General features: G+C 55.8%; 18 protein-coding genes. 9 read left to right on the top strand and 9 right to left on the bottom strand.

The features are described 5' to 3' along the window. The coding region (locus VAE55_RS03940) for an Ig-like domain-containing protein (protein ID WP_416181164.1) at nucleotides 1–1900 on the bottom strand (1900 nt) is incomplete at its 3' end. Between the two features lie 338 nt (nucleotides 1901–2238). Between VAE55_RS03940 and rarD the strand changes: the two genes are divergently transcribed. Then, nucleotides 2239–3150, top strand: coding sequence for an EamA family transporter RarD (rarD, locus tag VAE55_RS03935; RefSeq protein ID WP_322814508.1), 912 nt, complete (start codon nucleotides 2239–2241; stop codon nucleotides 3148–3150). Here the strand turns inward: rarD and cofC are convergent. The 4 genes from cofC to VAE55_RS03915 form a co-directional block, all read right to left on the bottom strand. Then, nucleotides 3111–3728, bottom strand: coding sequence for a 2-phospho-L-lactate guanylyltransferase (gene cofC, locus VAE55_RS03930; protein ID WP_322814507.1), 618 nt, complete (start codon nucleotides 3726–3728; stop codon nucleotides 3111–3113). The two genes, rarD and cofC, sit on opposite strands and share 40 nt — an antisense overlap. Further along, nucleotides 3725–4681, bottom strand: coding sequence for a 2-phospho-L-lactate transferase (cofD, locus tag VAE55_RS03925; RefSeq protein ID WP_322814506.1), 957 nt, complete (start codon nucleotides 4679–4681; stop codon nucleotides 3725–3727). The genes cofC and cofD overlap by 4 nt, the downstream gene beginning before the upstream one ends. Nucleotides 4682–4746: 65 nt before the next feature. After that, nucleotides 4747–5598, bottom strand: a complete 852-nt coding sequence (locus VAE55_RS03920; RefSeq protein WP_322814505.1) for a tetratricopeptide repeat protein — start codon at nucleotides 5596–5598, stop codon at nucleotides 4747–4749. A 99-nt stretch (nucleotides 5599–5697) separates the two neighbouring features. Beyond that, nucleotides 5698–6444, bottom strand: a complete 747-nt coding sequence (locus VAE55_RS03915) for an SURF1 family protein (RefSeq protein ID WP_322814504.1) — start codon at nucleotides 6442–6444, stop codon at nucleotides 5698–5700. Nucleotides 6445–6703: 259 nt separating this feature from the next. Here VAE55_RS03915 and VAE55_RS03910 point away from each other — a divergent pair, with 259 nt between their 5' ends. The 4 genes from VAE55_RS03910 (at nucleotide 6704) to dusB (ending at nucleotide 11078) form a co-directional block, all read left to right on the top strand. Next, nucleotides 6704–7375, top strand: coding sequence for a TrkA family potassium uptake protein (locus VAE55_RS03910; protein WP_322814503.1), 672 nt, complete (start codon nucleotides 6704–6706; stop codon nucleotides 7373–7375). Further along, the gene (locus tag VAE55_RS03905; protein WP_322814502.1) at nucleotides 7372–8748 is read left to right on the top strand and encodes a TrkH family potassium uptake protein; all 1377 of its coding nucleotides are present in this window, start codon (nucleotides 7372–7374) and stop codon (nucleotides 8746–8748) included. The genes VAE55_RS03910 and VAE55_RS03905 overlap by 4 nt, the downstream gene beginning before the upstream one ends. A 3-nt stretch (nucleotides 8749–8751) precedes the next feature. Next, nucleotides 8752–9933 (top strand): radical SAM family heme chaperone HemW, encoded by a 1182-nt coding sequence (gene hemW, locus VAE55_RS03900; protein WP_322814501.1) that lies wholly within the window; start codon nucleotides 8752–8754, stop codon nucleotides 9931–9933. Nucleotides 9934–10028: 95 nt separating this feature from the next. Further along, a complete protein-coding gene (dusB, locus tag VAE55_RS03895) occupies nucleotides 10029–11078 on the top strand; it encodes a tRNA dihydrouridine synthase DusB (protein ID WP_322814500.1) in 1050 nt (349 codons plus the stop codon). A 117-nt stretch (nucleotides 11079–11195) separates the two neighbouring features. Here dusB and VAE55_RS03890 read toward each other — a convergent pair whose 3' ends face one another. Continuing rightward, nucleotides 11196–11414 (bottom strand): hypothetical protein, encoded by a 219-nt coding sequence (locus tag VAE55_RS03890; protein WP_322814499.1) that lies wholly within the window; start codon nucleotides 11412–11414, stop codon nucleotides 11196–11198. Here VAE55_RS03890 and VAE55_RS03885 point away from each other — a divergent pair. From VAE55_RS03885 to VAE55_RS03875, 3 genes are all read left to right on the top strand, one after another. Further along, nucleotides 11392–11541: a hypothetical protein gene (locus VAE55_RS03885; protein ID WP_322814498.1), complete on the top strand. Its 150-nt coding sequence runs from the start codon at nucleotides 11392–11394 to the stop codon at nucleotides 11539–11541. The two genes, VAE55_RS03890 and VAE55_RS03885, sit on opposite strands and share 23 nt — an antisense overlap. 274 nt (nucleotides 11542–11815) lie before the next feature. Then, complete coding sequence (locus VAE55_RS03880; RefSeq protein WP_322814497.1) at nucleotides 11816–12298, top strand: hypothetical protein; 483 nt, start codon at nucleotides 11816–11818, stop codon at nucleotides 12296–12298. A gap of 18 nt (nucleotides 12299–12316) precedes the next feature. Beyond that, nucleotides 12317–13123 carry a lysophospholipid acyltransferase family protein gene (locus VAE55_RS03875; protein WP_322814496.1) on the top strand — a complete coding sequence of 269 codons (807 nt, stop codon included), beginning with the start codon at nucleotides 12317–12319 and terminating at the stop codon, nucleotides 13121–13123. Here VAE55_RS03875 and VAE55_RS03870 read toward each other — a convergent pair. Next, on the bottom strand, nucleotides 13044–13901 hold the full coding sequence (locus tag VAE55_RS03870; RefSeq protein WP_322814495.1) for a carotenoid biosynthesis protein: 858 nt from the start codon (nucleotides 13899–13901) through the stop codon (nucleotides 13044–13046). The two genes, VAE55_RS03875 and VAE55_RS03870, sit on opposite strands and share 80 nt — an antisense overlap. A 1058-nt stretch (nucleotides 13902–14959) precedes the next feature. Here VAE55_RS03870 and VAE55_RS03865 point away from each other — a divergent pair. Further along, nucleotides 14960–15379, top strand: a complete 420-nt coding sequence (locus VAE55_RS03865) for a response regulator (RefSeq protein ID WP_322814494.1) — start codon at nucleotides 14960–14962, stop codon at nucleotides 15377–15379. 82 nt (nucleotides 15380–15461) lie between these two features. Here the strand turns inward: VAE55_RS03865 and VAE55_RS03860 are convergent, their stop codons facing one another. Beyond that, nucleotides 15462–16514, bottom strand: a complete 1053-nt coding sequence (locus tag VAE55_RS03860) for a hypothetical protein (RefSeq protein ID WP_322814493.1) — start codon at nucleotides 16512–16514, stop codon at nucleotides 15462–15464. Next, nucleotides 16511–17560 carry an aspartate-semialdehyde dehydrogenase gene (gene asd, locus VAE55_RS03855; protein WP_322814492.1) on the bottom strand — a complete coding sequence of 350 codons (1050 nt, stop codon included), beginning with the start codon at nucleotides 17558–17560 and terminating at the stop codon, nucleotides 16511–16513. The genes VAE55_RS03860 and asd overlap by 4 nt, the downstream gene beginning before the upstream one ends. Between the last annotated feature and the right edge of the window lie 164 nt (nucleotides 17561–17724).

The raw sequence follows: 17724 nt of genomic DNA, 5'->3' as shown, positions 1-17724 counted from the left end.
CCGTTGCCGATGGTGTCACGCTCGCCGTTGCCGACGGTGTCACGCTTGCCGTGGCCGATGGGCTGGGCGTCGTGCTCGCCGTTGGCTCTGGGGTCGTGCTTGCCGTGGCCGATGGGCTAGGCGTCGTGCTTGCCGTTGGCTCTGGGGTCGTGCTTGCCGTGGCCGATGGGCTGGGCGTCGCGCTCGCCGTTGCCGACGGGGACAGCGTTGGTGATGGTGTCGCAGCGATATTGGTCAGGGTAAAGTCAGTGCTGGCATTCGCAACGCTTGCCGTCACCGTATAGGTTCCAGCCACGTTGTTGGCACGCACCGGCACCTGTACCAGACCATTCGCGTCACTTACCGCACCATTGCCTGCCGGGAAGACAGCACTGGCACCACTGGCCGGTGCAGTGAAGCTCACATAAACGCCAGACAGCGGATTGCCATTCTCATCGCCCACCCATACCTCTAGCGGCTGAGCAAAATCGGCATCCACGACCGTACTCTGGTTATTGCCACCGCGCCGCTCTACTGCTAACGGCGGTAGGGCAACCAGAGAGACCGTTTTTGAGGTGTAGACAATCTGGAACGGATAGCCATCTACATTCATTACCGCACCATTGGGGAGACCCTGGAAGGTACCGAGAATCCCCCCTGAACCGGCACTCAAGTGCTCAAGGATTGTCCAGGTATCACCGGTGGCCGGGGTGTAACCAGGTACCAGCGCCAGTGAGAGCATCGCACCGGCAGGATTGCCCGTTCCCACCAGTTCGATACTGGCGTTTTTGGTGCTGTTATTCGAGGTGTTACTGAGCACCAGTTTATCGCCGCCAGGACCGATTTCAAAATGGAGGCTGATATTCGGGCTATGGAGACGAACACCATCGCCATTACCTGCGATAAAAAGTGTTCCCCGCCCGCGAATGACGGCACCGGTATTCAGATCGCGTTGATCACCAATCCCGATCTCGCCACCGCCAGAGGTGGGATTATACACAATCGCCCCTACTGTCCCGCTACCGTAGAGGTTCAGCCTGCCACTGCCCTGATTGCGAACAAATGAACCGATATTTGAGCCACTTGCAGTCAGATTAATTGTCAAATCTCCCGCCCCGTTCTTGCGCAGATTCCGCGAGGCTGCGGGATCGGTGATTTTGGCGAAGATGACATCACCTTCAACCGTTATCTCCCGGTTACCGGGCAGATCCCAGGGGGTGCTGAAGCCCAGACGATAATCACCGCTGTCGAGGGTGAAATCATTGTCGAGCTGGAGGATTTTATTGATAATGATGCGATCTGATCCTGCATTGATCAGGATCCCGCTGAGCAGTTCGAGTTTCGAGGTACCAAAAGCCTGATTGTGAGCAATAACTATTGCCCCACCATTAATCGTCGTTCGTCCACGGTGCTCATTAGCGGCGAGCAGATAGAGTTCACCCTCACCGGTTTTGGTAATGCCACCACTGCCGCGCAGGAGATTGTTGGGGCTGACGACAAACAGGCGACTGTAAGCAGCAACATCGAATAGAATGGTTTTTTGCAACTCAATTGGTGCAGCAATGATATGGTTACCGCTCAAGGCACGAATAGCACCTACACCGGCAGGTGGGAAGTATAGACTGCCGGCACCATCAGGAAGGAGAGAATAGGACACAAAACTCTCAAAGCGTATCTCACCAATCTCAATACTCTCGCTGTCAACCAAAATGATGCGCGGTGTCGATGTATACGGAAACACCGCCACATCGTGGCGACTCGACGGTACACCACCACTCCATTTGGTCGGATCACTCCAATTTCCATTGCCTCCAATCCAGGTACTGGTTGCCGCAAAAACCGGACTGAACACGAGCGACCAGATCAAGAGTAGAATGACTGCTACTGTCGATAGCAGTGCTCGCAGTATTGGGCGGATCATGGCTCCTCTCCAGAACTACAATGATGTGCTCCAGCTAAACCGAATTTTAACCGAACTCTGTACCGAATCATTACCGAAACCCCTGTTACGACCGGTGAAGATACAAACATGAAAAAAAGTGTTATCCAGGCGGTAGGCGATGACACTCGATGAGTGGTATGTTCAGGAAAGGAGGTGATGAGGATCAGAATTGCGACAATCCGTCGTAAGACTGATGTTGAATGAGGGCTGGAGGCTTACAAACGTTTCATCTTGAAGTTGAATATTTTGTTAGAAAGGGGAGGGAGATCTCGTTATTCTTCTTATTATAGTATTACTTTTTGTAGTAGAAAAGTATTATGACCAACAAAACGACGTTACAAGGCATCAGTGCAGCTATCGCTGCATACGCGCTCTGGGGATTGCTCCCGGTCTACTGGAAAGCGCTCAACGGGGCATCGGCCACCGAAATTCTCGCCCATCGCATGATCTGGTCGCTCCTCTTTCTGCTTGGCGTGCTGGCGATCCGCCGGCAGTGGGAGTGGATTACGGTGATACGGCAACAGCGTCGTCTGCGGCTGACGTATCTGGCAAGTGCGATTCTGCTGGCGGCAAATTGGGGTATTTATGTCTGGGCAGTCCAGATCAATCGGGTCGTCGAAGCCAGCTTGGGTTATTTTATCAACCCGCTGGTAAGTATTGCTCTAGGTGTGCTGGTCTTACGTGAACGGTTACGTCCGGCCCAGTGGCTGGCTATCGGTATTGCTGCTACCGGGGTTGCCTGGCTGACCTACAGTGCCGGTGCGCTGCCCTGGATCGCACTGGCGCTGGCGTTATCGTTTGGTCTCTACGGTCTGTTACGGAAGCAGACGCCACTCGGTTCGTTCGAGGCCTTGACGGTGGAGACGTTATGGATGTTTCCGCCTGCTCTCCTTTGGTTGAGCTGGCTGGCCGGTGCCAACGGCGGGATTCATCACGATACCGGCCTGTGGATGCTCTTGATCAGCACCGGTGTTGTGACTGCGGCACCGCTGCTCTTTTTCGGGGCTGCAACCCGACGCATCCCGCTGACGACAATCGGCATTTTGCAATACCTGGCACCGACCCTTCAGCTCGTGCTGGGTGTGCTGGTCTACGGCGAACCATTCTCAACTGCCCAACTGATCGGCTTTGGCGCAATCTGGACGGCACTGGCCATTTATACGCTTGATAGCTTTATCGCTGTTCGCCACTACCGGGCGAAATTATCACAAGAGGCGATACAGCGGTAGTATTGCTGCAAGCGCTCACCGTCATCGAGATCGAAGGCCAGGGTCGGTGTGCTGATCAGGCTGGCCCGTAAACCGAGCCGGGCAGCCGTGCGCAGATGATAGCTGGCACTATCCGGCCCAAAGCCAAACGGCAATTGCGACGGCAGGTGCAGCCCTAACGCATTTGTCCCTTGACCATGCTGGTCAGGAGCAACCACCACGTCGTTGTCGGTGAGCGCTTCGCTGATCAAGATCAGATCACGTACTGTCACAAAGGGTAAATCGCCGGCAAGAACCATCATTATCTGCACACCGGCAGCCTGAATTCGCTGCCGCGCCTCGGTCAGGGCTGCATTCAACTCTTCCTGGTTATCGGGGAGCCACTCAATCCCCTCGCTCTCGGTTGCCAGGGTTGGTTCAGGGCTGACCAGCCAGATACGGGCCGGAATTGACCGGTAGCTAATGGCCTGGCGCGCCGTTTTGATTACATGGCGCACCATTGTCACCACGAGCTGTTGGCGATCCGCCGGATCGAGCAGATCGATCAGGCGCGATTTCGCTAGGTGCAGACGCTTGATGGGAATGACAATACCGATCACACTAACGACCTCGCTGTGGACGACGCAATGAGGCTGGCCAGTTCCAGCGTCGCACGGGCCAGGGCCATCTTTTCTGGCATACCGCGCATGATTGTGTCGGTAACCAGCGTTGCAATCCCGCGAGACTGAATAGCCGGCGCCAGCTCCGCATCAACGGTGTCGATCACGATCCCATCGATCAGGTCGGCATACGTCTCGGCCACACCGAGCGCAGTCGGGGTGAGACCAACCGCTTTCATGAGCGGGACAGCCGGACCCTTGATCGCTGCTCCACCAACAATCGGACTAACTGCCACCACTGGCGCATTCGTTGTCGTCAGGGCGGTACGCACCTCAGGAATGGCCAGAATTGGCCCTACACTCACTACCGGATTGCTCGGCGCGATAATAATGACCTCCGCACTCATCAGCAAAGGCAACAAGGCAGGAGCTGACCGAACCGGGCCGGCAGCGTGCAGGCGCACGCTGTGTACGACCGGTTGACAGCGATCGCGGACAAAATACTCTTCAAAATGCAGTTCGCCCTGATCGGTAAGGACGTGGGTAGGCGCCGGATCATCACTCATCGGGATGATTGAGACAGCCACACCCAATGCCTGCCGAATCTCATCGGCAACTTGCGAGAGGGTCGCACCGGCCTGCAACCGCGCCGTCCGGTAGATATGCAACGCCAGGTCGCGATCACCGAGCTTAAACCAGGTAGGGGCGCCGAGACGGGCCAGCCATTGCATACAGGCATCGGTATCACCGGCAATCCCCCAGCCCTGGTTGCGGTCAATCACATCTGCCAGCGTACAGGTCACAATATCGAGATCGGGGGAGATATATAGGCCGTGCAGCACCATATCGTCGCCGGTATTGACGACAGCCGCGATCCGTTCTGGGGCAACAACTGCTGCCAGCCCTTCGATAAAGCGAGCGGCACCAACGCCGCCGGAAAGTACAACTATCATAGCACGCTGCGGAGTCTACAAAAGGATACCGGCGTGATCCAGACACGCCGGTATCATCGGGTTCGTTAGAACAACAGATTCGCCAGTCGCCGCCGGGCCGGGCCTACCAACGGATGCTCGTCACCGAGCAGAGCAAAGAGGGCGAGCAGTGCTTTGCGGGCACCATCATCCCGGAATGCTCGATCACGAGCGACCAGTGTTAACAGATGCTCTATCGCAGTGGCATAATCACCACTCCGCACTGCAATCGCTGCCTGGCGGTACAGCCCTTCGCTGCCATCTGCCGGCTCTGCCGGCGCATTGACCAGATCGGCGATAGCCAGACCGGCAATCGCCCGGCCACCGAAGGGACCACCTGCCGGAACCTGCTTGAGTGTCGTAATGCCTTCGGGATCGCCGCGCAAAGCGAGCAGTCGCCCCAGATGGAAGAGTGCCGCCTCGTTATTCGGGTCTTGCCCCAGGATCAGGCGATAGCGGGCAATCGCCTCAACCGGATTGGTTGCTTCGAGCGCCTGTGCCATCGCCAGCAGATCGGCATTACGGTCTGGCACGATCCGCTTCAGCCAGGCACGTACCTGACTCTCCGGCAACGCACCGGTAAACTCATCAACGATTTTGCCCTGATAGACCGCTTTGACAGCGGGAATACCCTGAACCCGGAACATCTGAGCCAATCGTGGGTTTTCATCCACGTTAATCTTGGCCAACACCCACGTCCCACCTGCTTCACGTGCGAGTCGTTCAAGCGTTGGCCCAAGCACACGACAGGGACCACACCACGGCGCCCAGAAATCGATGACGACCGGCGTCTGCTGTGAGCGTTGGAGCACCTCACGCTCAAAGGTTGCCTCGGTCACATCAATAACGACAGCCTGGGCTGTAGCTGGATTGGCTTTGTTCGATACTCCGGTGATCATGCCTGTTTTCTCCTTGCACCGATATAGTTTTCACTGTAACGTAGTGTACCAGAAAGCTGTTGAAGATGCGTCTACAAAGTATAAGAAGAGTGTCAATCTTCACCTGCGCTGCAACTCCTGACGCAACAGGAAGATATAACCCACCCCGACAATGCCGGCAAAGGTAAACCACTGCAACGCATAGCTCAAATGCGGCCCTTCGTCGAGGCGGTACGGATCGGGCGGGCGGGGCAACCCACTGCTCCCATCGGGCAATTGCTCGATGAAGAGCGGTAAAAGCGGCACACCGACCTGCTGCTGGATCGCCGGTACATCCACCCGTAACCAGGCATTGATGCGCGTTTCACCCGGTAACGGTAGATCGCGCCCGGCCAACGGACTATCAGGCCGTACCTGCGGTGCCCGCGCAATGCCTTCGATGGTCACCGGACGAGTAACAGCGTAGGCAGTAGCCGCACCCTGGGCCGAGGGAATCCACCCCCGATCCACCAGCACGGCTTGATCACTACCGGCAAGCTGCAATGGGGTCAACAAATGCACACCATCAACGCCGCTATCGGAACGGCGTCCACGCAGCACAACACTCTCTTCATTACGGAACGTGCCACTCACCACCACCCGCCGCCCGATAACTGTGACAGGATCAGTTGCGGGTGTCAGTGGAATTGCCGGTTGGGAAAGTGCGGCAAGCCGGGCAGCATTCGCTGCACGCCGCTGCGCCAGTCGATCAAGCTGCCAGAAACCGAGCGTTATCAAGGTAACAAAGATGATCAGCGCGAACAGATGCTTGGCGATCCACCAGCCGCGCAAAAGACGATGAACGCGAGGAGAGGTTGTTGTCATCATGTGAGTACTCAGACATCGTGCGTGCATACCTCATCTCAATGGGCAAGATTTCCTCTCTTAATGATGATGCATCCATGCAGATGCAGGTAACATCTTGCCCACGTTCTTAAACAATGATACCACGTTCAGATGGTAGACCATCTGCCAACTCCGCTGCATAGTGCTTGCAGATCGATCTCTACCCCTCATGCGGTACAATATCCTTGATAGTCACGACTGACTATCAGGACAGAGAAGATACACAAGGAGGAAGAGTCGCATGGCACGAAAGCCTAGTCGGCTCGAATTTGCCGTGATCGGTCTTGGTCGTTTTGGGCGCAGTGTAGCGCTGAGTCTGATCGAACGAGGCCACACTGTGCTGGGTATTGATCGTGACCCCAACATCGTGCAGCAACTGGCCGACCGTATGACCCAGGTGGTTGCCCTAGACTCCAGCAACGAAGACGCGCTCCGAGCAGTTGACATTATGTCATTCGACACCGTAGTCGTTGCGATTGGCTCGCAATTTGAAGCCAATCTGATGACAACAGTCGCGCTCAAGAGTCTGGGTGTCAAACGAGTTGTTTGTAAAGCGCTGAACGAGCGTCAACAGTACATCTTAACCAGGGTCGGCGCCGATATGGTGGTGCTACCCGAACATGAAGCTGGTGCCCGACTGGCTTGGCAACTTTCGGAACCCCATGTCCTAGAGCATCTTAATCTCGGTTCCGGTTTTAGCGTCGCCGAAGTACGGGTTCCGGCTCCATTGGTCGGTCAGACTCTGATGCAAAGTGGCCTACGTCGGCGATATGGCATTAATGTGCTGGCCATCAAACATAACGGCAAAATGATAGTTACCCCACCACCAGATTATATCTTCAGCCGCGATGATCGGATTCTGATAATTGGCGCCGATTCGAGTATTAGCACCTTCTGCGATTTATCATCATGACGACACTTGTTGCTGGCCGCAATTTGGCTCGATTGCGGCGTAAGCCGATCCCACCACCTCTCCGGCTGGTCGGTGGGTTAGCCTTGTTAATCGTTATTGGTACGCTGCTACTGCTGCTTCCAATCAGCAGTACTCGGCCACTCACGTTGATGGAAGCCCTGTTTACAGCGGCTTCAGCGTTAAGTGTGACCGGTTTATCGATCATTACACCGGTACAAGACCTCTCGCCGGTAGGGCAAATCTTGCTGATGTTGCTCATCCAGGTTGGCGGTGTCGGGTTTATGGTGGTGGCCGTGATCATCTTCCGTCTGCTCGGTCGGCGAATCAGCTTTACCGACCGGATTGCCCTGAGCGACTCGCTGGGTCTGCTCTCGCCGGCAGCAATCGTCACGCTCACGCGGCGCGTGCTGATCACCGTGGTAACTATCGAGGCCATTGGCGCCATGCTGCTCTACCTCCATTGGCGCACCGATCCCCGCCTCAGTGAAGGGCAGGCATTCTTCTACGCCATGTTCCACGCTGTTTCTGCATTTTGTAACGCCGGATTTGACCTCTTTACCGGCACGCCCGGTTTTGAAAACGGTATTCCGCGTGATAGTATTACCCTGTTTATTATGGGAACGCTGATCCTGACCGGCGGTCTGGGGATTCCAGTGATTGCAGACCTGATTTCGTATGCCAGCGAACACAAGCTCTCGTTGCACACGCGCATCACGCTGATCGTGGTGATCCTCCTGGTCGGGATTGGCACGTTCGGCCTCTGGCTCAGCGAGGGCTTCGACGCTGATGGCACCCTCCATGGCCAATCGCTCGACCGCCAGCTTATAGTGACTACGTTTCAATCCATCTCAGCCCGTACCGCCGGCTTTTCCGGCATGGACAGTTTTGAAGCGTTGACGCCTGCCAGTCAGTTGTTGCTCATCACCCTCATGTTTATTGGTTGTGCACCAGCATCCATGGGAGGCGGCATCACGACCGGCACCTTTGCCGTACTGTCAATCTCGCTGTGGAGCTACGCACGTGGCTTGCCAACAGCGCAGTTTGCCGGGCGGAGCCTGGCTACCGGCATGGTACGCCGGGCCGCCGCCGTACTCACCATCTCGCTCTTTGTTGTTCTCTTTGCATCCTGGCTCATTGTCGCCACCCACGATGCAACTCTTGACCAGGTTGTGTTTGAGGTTGTATCAGCATTTGCCACCTGTGGCTTGACCCTTGGCTTCACCAGCAAGCTCAACACATTTGGTCAGCTTATCATTATTGCGGTGATGTTTTGGGGACGCCTGGGAGCACTTACTATCATTACCGCTATAGCCCGCCAGAGCACGACCCCGCAACCGATCACCTATCCCGAAGAGCAAATCCTGATCGGATAACCTATGCGTCACCTGTACCTGCATATTCCCTTCTGCCACCGGCGCTGCTCCTACTGCGATTTCAACACCTACGCCAACATGGAGCACCGGATTGAAGCGTATGTTGATGCGTTGTGCCAGGAGCTGGCAATGTTGCGTGACCGGCTACCACCATTGCCGGCATCGCCAGAAGCGGCGGCCTTACGTCCCAGCATCTTCTTTGGCGGGGGCACACCCAGCATGCTCTCGCCAGCGCAGATCGAACGCATTCTGCAAACCGCAGCGGAAATTGTGCCACTGACAGGAGCGGAAATCTCACTCGAAGCCAATCCTGGCACCGTCCTGGGTCGCGATTACCTGCGCGATCTGCGTAGTCTGGGGATTAATCGCCTCAGTATGGGGGTACAGAGCCTGCACGACCCGACGCTACGGATGCTGGGCCGCATCCACACAGCAGCCGAGGCTTATGCCAGTTTTAATGACGCCCGTGCGGTTGGATTTGAGTCAATCAACCTGGATTTTATCTTCGGCTTACCGGGGCAGGATATTGAGCAATGGCGGGCAACCCTCACCGAGATTATCCGATGGGAAGTAGACCATATTGCCCTCTACTCGCTCATCCTGGAAGAGAACACCCCGCTTTACGCACAGGTTACCGCCGGACGCTTGCAGATTCCCGATGATGATCTGACCGGTTCCATGTACGAGCTGGCGATGGAGATGCTTGGCGCTGCCGGCTATCGCCACTACGAAATCTCAAACTGGGTGCGCCCATCTGCGTCCGACCGCCCTGACGTGCCACCCGCTCTGGCCTGTCAGCACAACCTGGCCTACTGGCTCAACAGCGACTATCTTGCCGCCGGTGCCGGCGCCCATGGCCACGTCTTTCCACAACGTTACGCGAATCTACGCCCCATCGACAGCTACATCACGGCTGTGCAATCTGGTCGGCGGCCAATTGCCGAAACCACCCTACTCACATCCGCCGATCTGGCAGCGGAGACCATGTTCATGGGGCTGCGTCTCGACATCGGGGTCGGATTTGCCCACTTCGCCGCCCGGGTTGGGCAATCACTGCTGGATTACTACGGCCCAACGCTCGACCAGCTCAGTCAGCAGGGATTGATCGAATGCAGCGCACAGCGGGTCTATCTCACCCCACGTGGACGGATGCTCGGCAACCAGGTCTTTGCGCATTTTGTGTAAAAAAGACAGCATTTGTACCGCAATCGATCATATCATGCCCCCTGGATTGCGAGAGTGTATCAGGCGGAGTCCACACTCTCTGCTATAATGAGGGTATGAACAACATAACGCTTGAAGAAATTGCGCACCTACCCACGTCATATCAGGTTGCGCACATCCGAATCGAACCAAATATCATCCTCGCCCCGATGGCCGGGGTCACCGATAGCATCTTTCGCCGCATGATCCTGCGGCTGGGTGGCTGTGGCCTGGTGAGTACCGAGATGACCAATGCGGCCAGTGTTAGCCCCAAAGCCCTGCGTCGGCATCGATTGCTCGACTATTTGCCTGAAGAGCGGCCTTTGACAATGCAGATCTCCGGCAACGATCCCGATCTGGTGGCAAATGCGGCGCGGGTCGTCGAACAATTGGGGGCCGACATTATCGATATCAACTGTGGCTGCCCGTCACCCAAAGTGACCGGTGGTGGCCACGGATCAGCGCTGCTGCGCGATCTACCGAAGATGGAACGACTCTTGCGCGCCGTGCGTGAGGCAGTCCAGATGCCGGTTACCCTCAAGCTGCGTGCCGGCTGGGACGAGCAGAGCCTCAACTTTATTGAAGCCGGGAAGCGGGCCGAAGCGGCTGGCGTATCTGCACTGGCCCTGCATCCACGGACGCGCGAGCAGGGGTACAAAGGTCAGGCCGACTGGTCACGAGTAGCCGCGCTCAAACGGGCAGTCTCTATCCCGGTGATCGGGAGTGGTGACGTGACCAGCGCTCACGATGCGCTTGTCCGTCTGCGCGACAGCGGTGCCGACGGGGTCATGATCGGTCGGGGAGCAATGGCCAACCCCTGGATCTTTCGCCAGATCGCTGATCTGAGACGAGGCGTGATGCCATACGTACCGACACCGGCAGACAAACGAAACCTCTTGCTCGAATACATGACAATTTGCGCCGAGGAACTGCCGGAGCGGCTGGCGCTTAACAAGATCAAGCAGTTGATCGGTCAGTTTCAGGTTGGTCTGCCCGGCAGCAATCACCTGCGGGTAGCCGTTCACACCTCAACCAGCCTGGTCGAGGCACGTGACGCCATCGAACGATTCTTTGCCCCATTCCTCGAATCGGAGCGAGTTGTGCGGGAGATGGTAGCGGCGGATTAGCCGTTTGTCGGATAAGCGGTAGCCGGTGACACGGAAACCTGTTCATCGGCGACACGGCAACCCGTTCACCGGCGACTGAACAGCAGGTGAGCGGAGCCTTCTGACCAATGACACCAACTATGCTCTAGTGTAGACCGACCCAGCCATCAGCAGCTCGATCCGCTTCATCGCGATCTTCAGTAAGCCGATTAACCCGACCACCTTCACCGCCGACGATATTACGCTCAGTGGTAGCGCACCCGGCACACTGAAAGTCACCATCACCGAGATTGCGCCAAACAACGGCACTACCTTCGAGGTAGTAGTCAGTGGGATGAACGGCAACGGTACGGTCATCGCTAGTATCCCGGCGAATGTCGTGCAAGACCTGGCAGGGAACGGGAATACGGCCAGTACCAGTACTGACAACGAGGTGACCTACCAGCCTGAAATTCGTATCTATTTGCCGGTGATTATGCGGTAGGATCGTAGCTTCATCGCTTCCTGGCCCCTCCCTTCTCCAGGCTTCCCGGAGAGGCGAGGGGTCAGGCTATTGCGCAGCATTATCATAAACCTAAAACTCGCCTTTGGTCACACATTTGCCACCTGCAAGCTTCATAGCCACTGCTCACCGGCGCGATCCTGCGGCCTGCACTCTCAGAACAATCACACTGCCCTGATGTAAGAGACCTAAAGACCTGCCAGTTGTGATACTATGGAATACAGTGAAAGAGCGAAGAAAGCAGACAGGCAGTAGTATGCATGACGGGTATCTGTTTACACTGGGGATTTGTGGCAGCGCTGAAGAGGATGATCCGGGGCCGGTAATGTTAAACAGTTTGCTGGCCGCGCTACCGCCGGTCAAACGAGCTGCATTTCTAGGGACAATTCGACCAGATCAACCCAATCAGCTTATTTCAGAGATAATCACCGACATGCGTGACGCCGAGTTGATCGTGATCGTCACGCCGGCTACCACGCCACAACTCCCAGACCGCCTCAACAATCTCTTGCGAGCGGCTTACGCTGCCGGGGTTGGTGATCGCTTTGCCGCACTGATCGCCGTCGGACCCTATGCCGCTGCTGTGTTACCCGCTTTGCAGGCTGCGGCAGCCACGTGCGGTCTGCGGATAGCCAGCACCTGCGCTGCCAACACTGACGATGAACCACCCCTTGCCGATGTACAGGCGGCTTACGCTACTGCACGCGCCGTTCTTGCCCCTCAAGCACTGCCACACTGAGAAGAGCACATATAGGCTATGACGACCCCACGCATTCCGGCAAACAAAATCTGGATCGCCGATGAAGCGATCTACTACCTGCTCGCACGTCCGGCGCTCAAACGGAGCTTCGATCACGTCTGGTTTGCTCAATACGGCCCACGGCCCGACCCCCGTCACGGCCCGTACATCTTCTACCTCAACCACTCGGCGTGGTGGGATGGGTACATGCTCATGCTGATCCATCGCGCCATCATGCACCGTGCGTTTGATAGTTATGTCATGATGGAAGAGCGACAACTACGTGCTTACCGCTTCTTCACCTGGTGCGGTGCATTTTCTATTGAACGACGCGATCCTGATGATGCGCAACGCTCGCAGCTCTACGCTGCGAATCTGTTGCGCGAACGGCGTGACCGGGCGATCTACATCTTTCCGCAGGGACGGATCGAGGCAAACGACTATCGGCCACTGACCGTTTATCCCGGCATTGCCCGCATTGCTGCAATGGTCGGCGATGTAACCCTCTGTCCGATTGCCTTACGCTACGAATTTCTGGGCCAGCAATGGCCACACGCTTTCGTCCAGATTGGCCCTGCCCATCCACCGGCCAGTCGCGATGATATTGAAGCAATCCGGCGCGATGTGGCAATGCGCCTGACGGATGCGGTTGACCGATTACGTACTGATGTGATCGAGCAGCGGCTCGGTCGCTTTCAGCCGCTACTCAGTGGACGCTGGGGCATTGACCGCACCTGGGACACAGTCAGGGGTTGGTTTCGGCGACGCGGCGGAGACGACGGGCCAGCCGCGGTAGCAGCCAATCGCCTGCGAGCACGATCATAATCAAACCACCAATCAGAGCGGGCAAGACCTGACCACGGGCAAGATTAACTACGACAAACATCGTCAGATTGGTCAGGTAGAGCACCGGTGGCAGCCAGATCATAAACGGCTGTGGCGTATGACCACGGCGAGCGGCTGATCGTCGCTGATGGAGCAACACCCACGACAGGATCAGACTCGTCACCCACCACGCGATAAAGTTGGAAGCCGGAATGCCGTAATAAACTCCACCCTCTGCACTTGACCAGACCCAGTAACGGTTGATATAGACGGCAAACGGCTCAATAGTTACGTCAAGTAACAACGCGAATGATGCCGCTGTCAGCACGCGAGTTGGATGAAGCTGATGATCATTGACCGGCTTACCATCGCGGTGGCCGATGCGCTCGGCGACACCCACTGCCGCAACCACGATCAAGAGCCAGGCAAACGGGATTGCCAGCGGCACCACGCCAAAAATTTGTGGTTGCAGCACATCGGTGTACGAATAGCTACCAAAAGGGAAACCTGTGGTTGCCCCCACATGCTCAACCGCCCAGGATACGACCAGGATCAGAGCAGCAGCAATCGCCCCCCACCACCGATAACGAACCATCAACCAGAACCCCATGAGCGTGCCTTGCAAGATAAGCAGCGCTCCTCCCATCCACGTCCCCCACACCGGCACCTTATCAAGCGCTACCAACACGATTGCAAAGGGATAAATGAAGAGGTAGACAGCAAAGAGGGCAACAACAGCACGACGCAAATTCTGTAGTATAGACTGATCGGAAAACATAGAGTAGTATATCCCTGATAAATGGGTCATACCATTCGGTAGCCCCTATAGTTGATTATAGATTCGCTTTCATGGCCTGTCAAAGCCATGGCGTTATATTGAAATCTGACGGTGAAGACAGCGACTAATGAACCGGCCAGAGCCTGAGAATGGCAGAGTCACGGCCATACAGATGGATCCCAGCGCTAACGTCAGAAGGTCATTGAAAATGAGAATTTGCTTAATACGTTTTCCGCATGATTGACGGGTAGATACCCGGTACGACACAAACCCAAAGCACACTCACTGATGAACCCTTATCCGCTTCGCATGCCACGTAATATCACATCTTCATTGATACTAGAACTTATTTCACAAAAGCTGTGCAGTCGTGCTCCCAGACGGTCGCCCAAGCGCATGAACGCTTGCCAATCGCTAACGTCAGCATATTCTGCTGCCAGTCTGCCGGTCTGGCAGCGAGGAGGGCTGACGACGATCGCCAGTGCCATCGCACGCTGAATTAGGGGCCTTGCCCGCTCATCATGCACGTGAGCGCGTGGCACGCCGTTGACCCTGCTGGTCACGGGGATGCGGTGGGTGCTCGTCGCAATCATAGAGTCGGTCAAGGATGAATGAGATGCCTTCTCGTAGCCATTTTTTGAAATTGATACTACTGATAATCGTTATTCATCAGTCCAATGATGGCATTTGACCCTTTCCGAGGGGTGGGATTCCTACCCGCACGCTTCCATCACCTGTACCATCGTCACGAAACGAGAGCGGAGGAAGGCTGAGGATCAGGCATCCAGCCTGATCCACGAGTAGCACACATGTTATATGCGACAACAAAGTATTACCACAGCACAGTTTTACGAGATACGTTTGACAAACCAACAAACTATTTGTGAATTTTCTGCCTTATTCCTCATCCTGAACAGCTATTTCTTGACAAAACTGTTATTGTGTTTAGGTACCATTTGTGCTAAACTGAATTTAGGAGAAAAGTACTATTGTCACTGGCGCCACCTCTCAACTGACAACCTTTGCAACGGCGCAGGGTAGGGGTCAGGGGGTGTCTCATGGTCAACACAAATGGTCATCCGGTGCGGATTCTCCTCGTTGAGGATGATAATAATATCGGGCGGATTATTGAACTGGCAATGCGCAGCATTAATACGCCCTACGAGTTTGAGTCGGTTCTCAGTGCGGAAGAAGCACTCGAACGCTGGGAGGCTCAGCCATTCGACTTGCTAATCAGCGATTACAATCTGCGGGGTATGAATGGTGTGCGATTGGTCAAGACGTTGCGTGAACGAGGCTATTACCCGGCAACCCTCGTGGTTACCGCCTACGATTCAGCAGAAGTTCGCGAGGCTGTGAAGGAAGCTGCTATTGATAGCTACATGACCAAGCCCTTCTTCATCGATGAACTGATCGAGAACATTAAGCAACTTCTGCCTGGCAGTAAACAAATGCGAGAACGGATTATTAATGGTTAGTCTCCGTCACCAACTACCTGCAACCTCGCAAAAGGCTCAATAGCGCTCATCGGGGCAACCCTGGCGGTTGCCCCGTTACATCTCAATCCAGCAGTGCAGGTGTCCGGTGAAGCGGCAGCAGACCGGCGGTCTGTTGTTCAGGAGAGGGTAACGCAGATTCAGCCGGTTTATCCGAGGCGGCCATTAAGAGAGCACCCTGCGCCTGTAGCCGTCGTCCCAGCGTAAACAGCTCATTACTCAACGTCAACCGTCCATCTGCCATACGCGCCGCGGTCGTGACCAGTTCAGCCCGTCGAAACTGGGTGAACGGTGTAGGGTTACCGGCTTCAATCTGCTCGATCAATTGCCGGCGTAATGCCTGTAACTCAACCGGCACCTGCTGAGCAGCGATCAGCAATTCGAGCAGCGTTGGTGATAGCCCGGCTGCTAATTGCACTTCAATTGCCGGTAGATCGAACACATCAACTGTGGCGAAGAGAGCCATCGCCACGGTGTAGTCTTGATTATCGAGCGTAATTGCGTGCCATTCGCGGCGACACAAAGTGGTGTAGTATTGACGAAAAACGGTGCGATCAAACCGATCCCCTAATAAATCTGTTGCTACGATCAGGGCCGCTTCAGCCCGTGCATCGTCAATCGCTCCGTCAGAACGCCCACGTGGTCCCAGCAAGGTCTTATCGATATCGATTAACACCGCAGTCTGCGCCCACGGCACCCCACGAGCCGTCAACGTGGCTGCCCACTCGTGCACAAGCGCCCAACGGGTCGCCGTTGCCACCACGCCCTCCCAATCGAGCGTCGCCGGTGCAACCGGGCGATCAACACCGATGAAGCCATACGCAGCGACCTCGGCAAGCGCCTGGAGGTGCAGGGTCAAGAGTCGATCATTCTCGGTATCCCCGATCACAACCACGTGGGTAAGCGGTGGCCCATTCCGCAACGCCTGAGCAGCACGTGCCAGTGCCAGAATGACCCGCGCATACGCCGTATCACGCTTCCGCGGCGTTGCATTGGCCGGTAAGCCGAGAGTCGTGCGCAGTTCCGGCAAGCCGGGCAAGCTGGCATCGCAAGGTTGTAAATCGCGATAAATGACGCGATCTTCAGTCAGATCAGCAATCGTTGCCCAGGCACTCATGCCAGCCACCCCTGTGCGTGCATCAGTTCGGCATTGAGAATAGAGGCACCGGCGGCGCCACGAATTGTATTGTGACTCAGTGCAATCAGCTTGATATCAAACAATGAGCATGGACGGATGCGGCCCACAACCGTTGCCATACCACGTCCGGCATCGCGATCACGGCGTGGCTGTGGCCGATCCGGCTCGTGGCGCACGATAATCGGTTGCTCTGGTGCGGTAGGCAGCCGCAATTCCTGGGGTAAAGCACGGAAATTACTCAGCACCGTCGCAATCTCTGCTGGATCAGCTTTTTGCTCCAGCTCAATTGAGAGACAGACCAGATGTCCCTCTAACACCGGTACCCGATTGCAATGGGCTGAGGTCGCGAACCTAGCCGGCACAATCGTCTCCCCCTCTAACCGACCGAGCATCTTTTGAGGTTCAATTTCCAGTTTTGGCTCTTCCCCACCGATATAGGGGATGACATTGTCAACCACATCGTAGCTGGGCACACCCGGATAGCCCGCACCAGAGAGAGCCTGCATACTTACCAACAGCATCCGCCGCACTCCAAACGTATCAAGCAGTGGGCGTAAGACCATCGTTGCCGGCGTGGACGTACAGTTAGGATTGGTCACAATCGCCCCTGACCAACCACGGCGCCGGCGCTGTACCGGAATCAGGGCCAGATGATCGGGATTCACTTCAGGAATAATCAGAGGTACATCCGGCTCCATGCGATGATTCGAAGCATTGGAGCAGACAATATGCCCGGCTGCTGCCAGACGCTGTTCAATCGGGCCGGCGACCGTGCTGGGGAGAGCAGAAAAGACGAGCTGAGCCGGTAGATCGGCATCGGCATCGAGTACTGTGAGATTGGCGACGGCTGCCGGCATCGGGGTGTCGAGTACCCATCGGCACACTTCGTGATATTTCTTCCCTGCACTGCGCTCGCTACCGGTCAATGCAACAACCTGAAACAATGGATGTCCTTCGAGTAATTGAATAAAGCGCTGGCCCACTGCACCGGTGGCACCAAGCACTGCAACCGGAATTGTTGTCATCTGTAACCTCCTGGCGCTAGTACATTGTCACCCCACATTATACCCGCTTCTGAACAGTTGCATACACAACAAAATCTGTTGTAATTTGCTCATCAAAGTTGTGAAAAAAGTCGGCAAAGGGATGGCATTTTACGAAACGATGATGTATAATTTTTGTGCTACCA

It is taken from the genome of Chloroflexus sp. (genome assembly GCF_034432675.1).
Lineage (GTDB): Bacteria > Chloroflexota > Chloroflexia > Chloroflexales > Chloroflexaceae > Chloroflexus.
Note: the sequence above shows the minus strand (reverse complement) of the source record. Positions and strands in the feature narration are given on the sequence as shown.

What these genes read in the sequence shown, in the direction of transcription:
- rarD (WP_322814508.1), top strand. Translation starts at nt 2,239, where the DNA reads ATGACCAACAAAACGACGTTACAAGGCATCAGTGCAGCTATCGCTGCA.
- cofD (WP_322814506.1), bottom strand. Translation starts at nt 4,681, where the DNA reads ATGATAGTTGTACTTTCCGGCGGCGTTGGTGCCGCTCGCTTTATCGAA.
- VAE55_RS03920 (WP_322814505.1), bottom strand. Translation starts at nt 5,598, where the DNA reads ATGATCACCGGAGTATCGAACAAAGCCAATCCAGCTACAGCCCAGGCT.
- VAE55_RS03915 (WP_322814504.1), bottom strand. Translation starts at nt 6,444, where the DNA reads ATGATGACAACAACCTCTCCTCGCGTTCATCGTCTTTTGCGCGGCTGG.
- VAE55_RS03910 (WP_322814503.1), top strand. Translation starts at nt 6,704, where the DNA reads ATGGCACGAAAGCCTAGTCGGCTCGAATTTGCCGTGATCGGTCTTGGT.
- VAE55_RS03905 (WP_322814502.1), top strand. Translation starts at nt 7,372, where the DNA reads ATGACGACACTTGTTGCTGGCCGCAATTTGGCTCGATTGCGGCGTAAG.
- hemW (WP_322814501.1), top strand. Translation starts at nt 8,752, where the DNA reads ATGCGTCACCTGTACCTGCATATTCCCTTCTGCCACCGGCGCTGCTCC.
- dusB (WP_322814500.1), top strand. Translation starts at nt 10,029, where the DNA reads ATGAACAACATAACGCTTGAAGAAATTGCGCACCTACCCACGTCATAT.
- VAE55_RS03885 (WP_322814498.1), top strand. Translation starts at nt 11,392, where the DNA reads ATGAACGGCAACGGTACGGTCATCGCTAGTATCCCGGCGAATGTCGTG.
- VAE55_RS03890 (WP_322814499.1), bottom strand. Translation starts at nt 11,414, where the DNA reads ATGACCGTACCGTTGCCGTTCATCCCACTGACTACTACCTCGAAGGTA.
- VAE55_RS03880 (WP_322814497.1), top strand. Translation starts at nt 11,816, where the DNA reads ATGCATGACGGGTATCTGTTTACACTGGGGATTTGTGGCAGCGCTGAA.
- VAE55_RS03875 (WP_322814496.1), top strand. Translation starts at nt 12,317, where the DNA reads ATGACGACCCCACGCATTCCGGCAAACAAAATCTGGATCGCCGATGAA.
- VAE55_RS03870 (WP_322814495.1), bottom strand. Translation starts at nt 13,901, where the DNA reads ATGTTTTCCGATCAGTCTATACTACAGAATTTGCGTCGTGCTGTTGTT.
- VAE55_RS03865 (WP_322814494.1), top strand. Translation starts at nt 14,960, where the DNA reads ATGGTCAACACAAATGGTCATCCGGTGCGGATTCTCCTCGTTGAGGAT.
- VAE55_RS03860 (WP_322814493.1), bottom strand. Translation starts at nt 16,514, where the DNA reads ATGAGTGCCTGGGCAACGATTGCTGATCTGACTGAAGATCGCGTCATT.
- asd (WP_322814492.1), bottom strand. Translation starts at nt 17,560, where the DNA reads ATGACAACAATTCCGGTTGCAGTGCTTGGTGCCACCGGTGCAGTGGGC.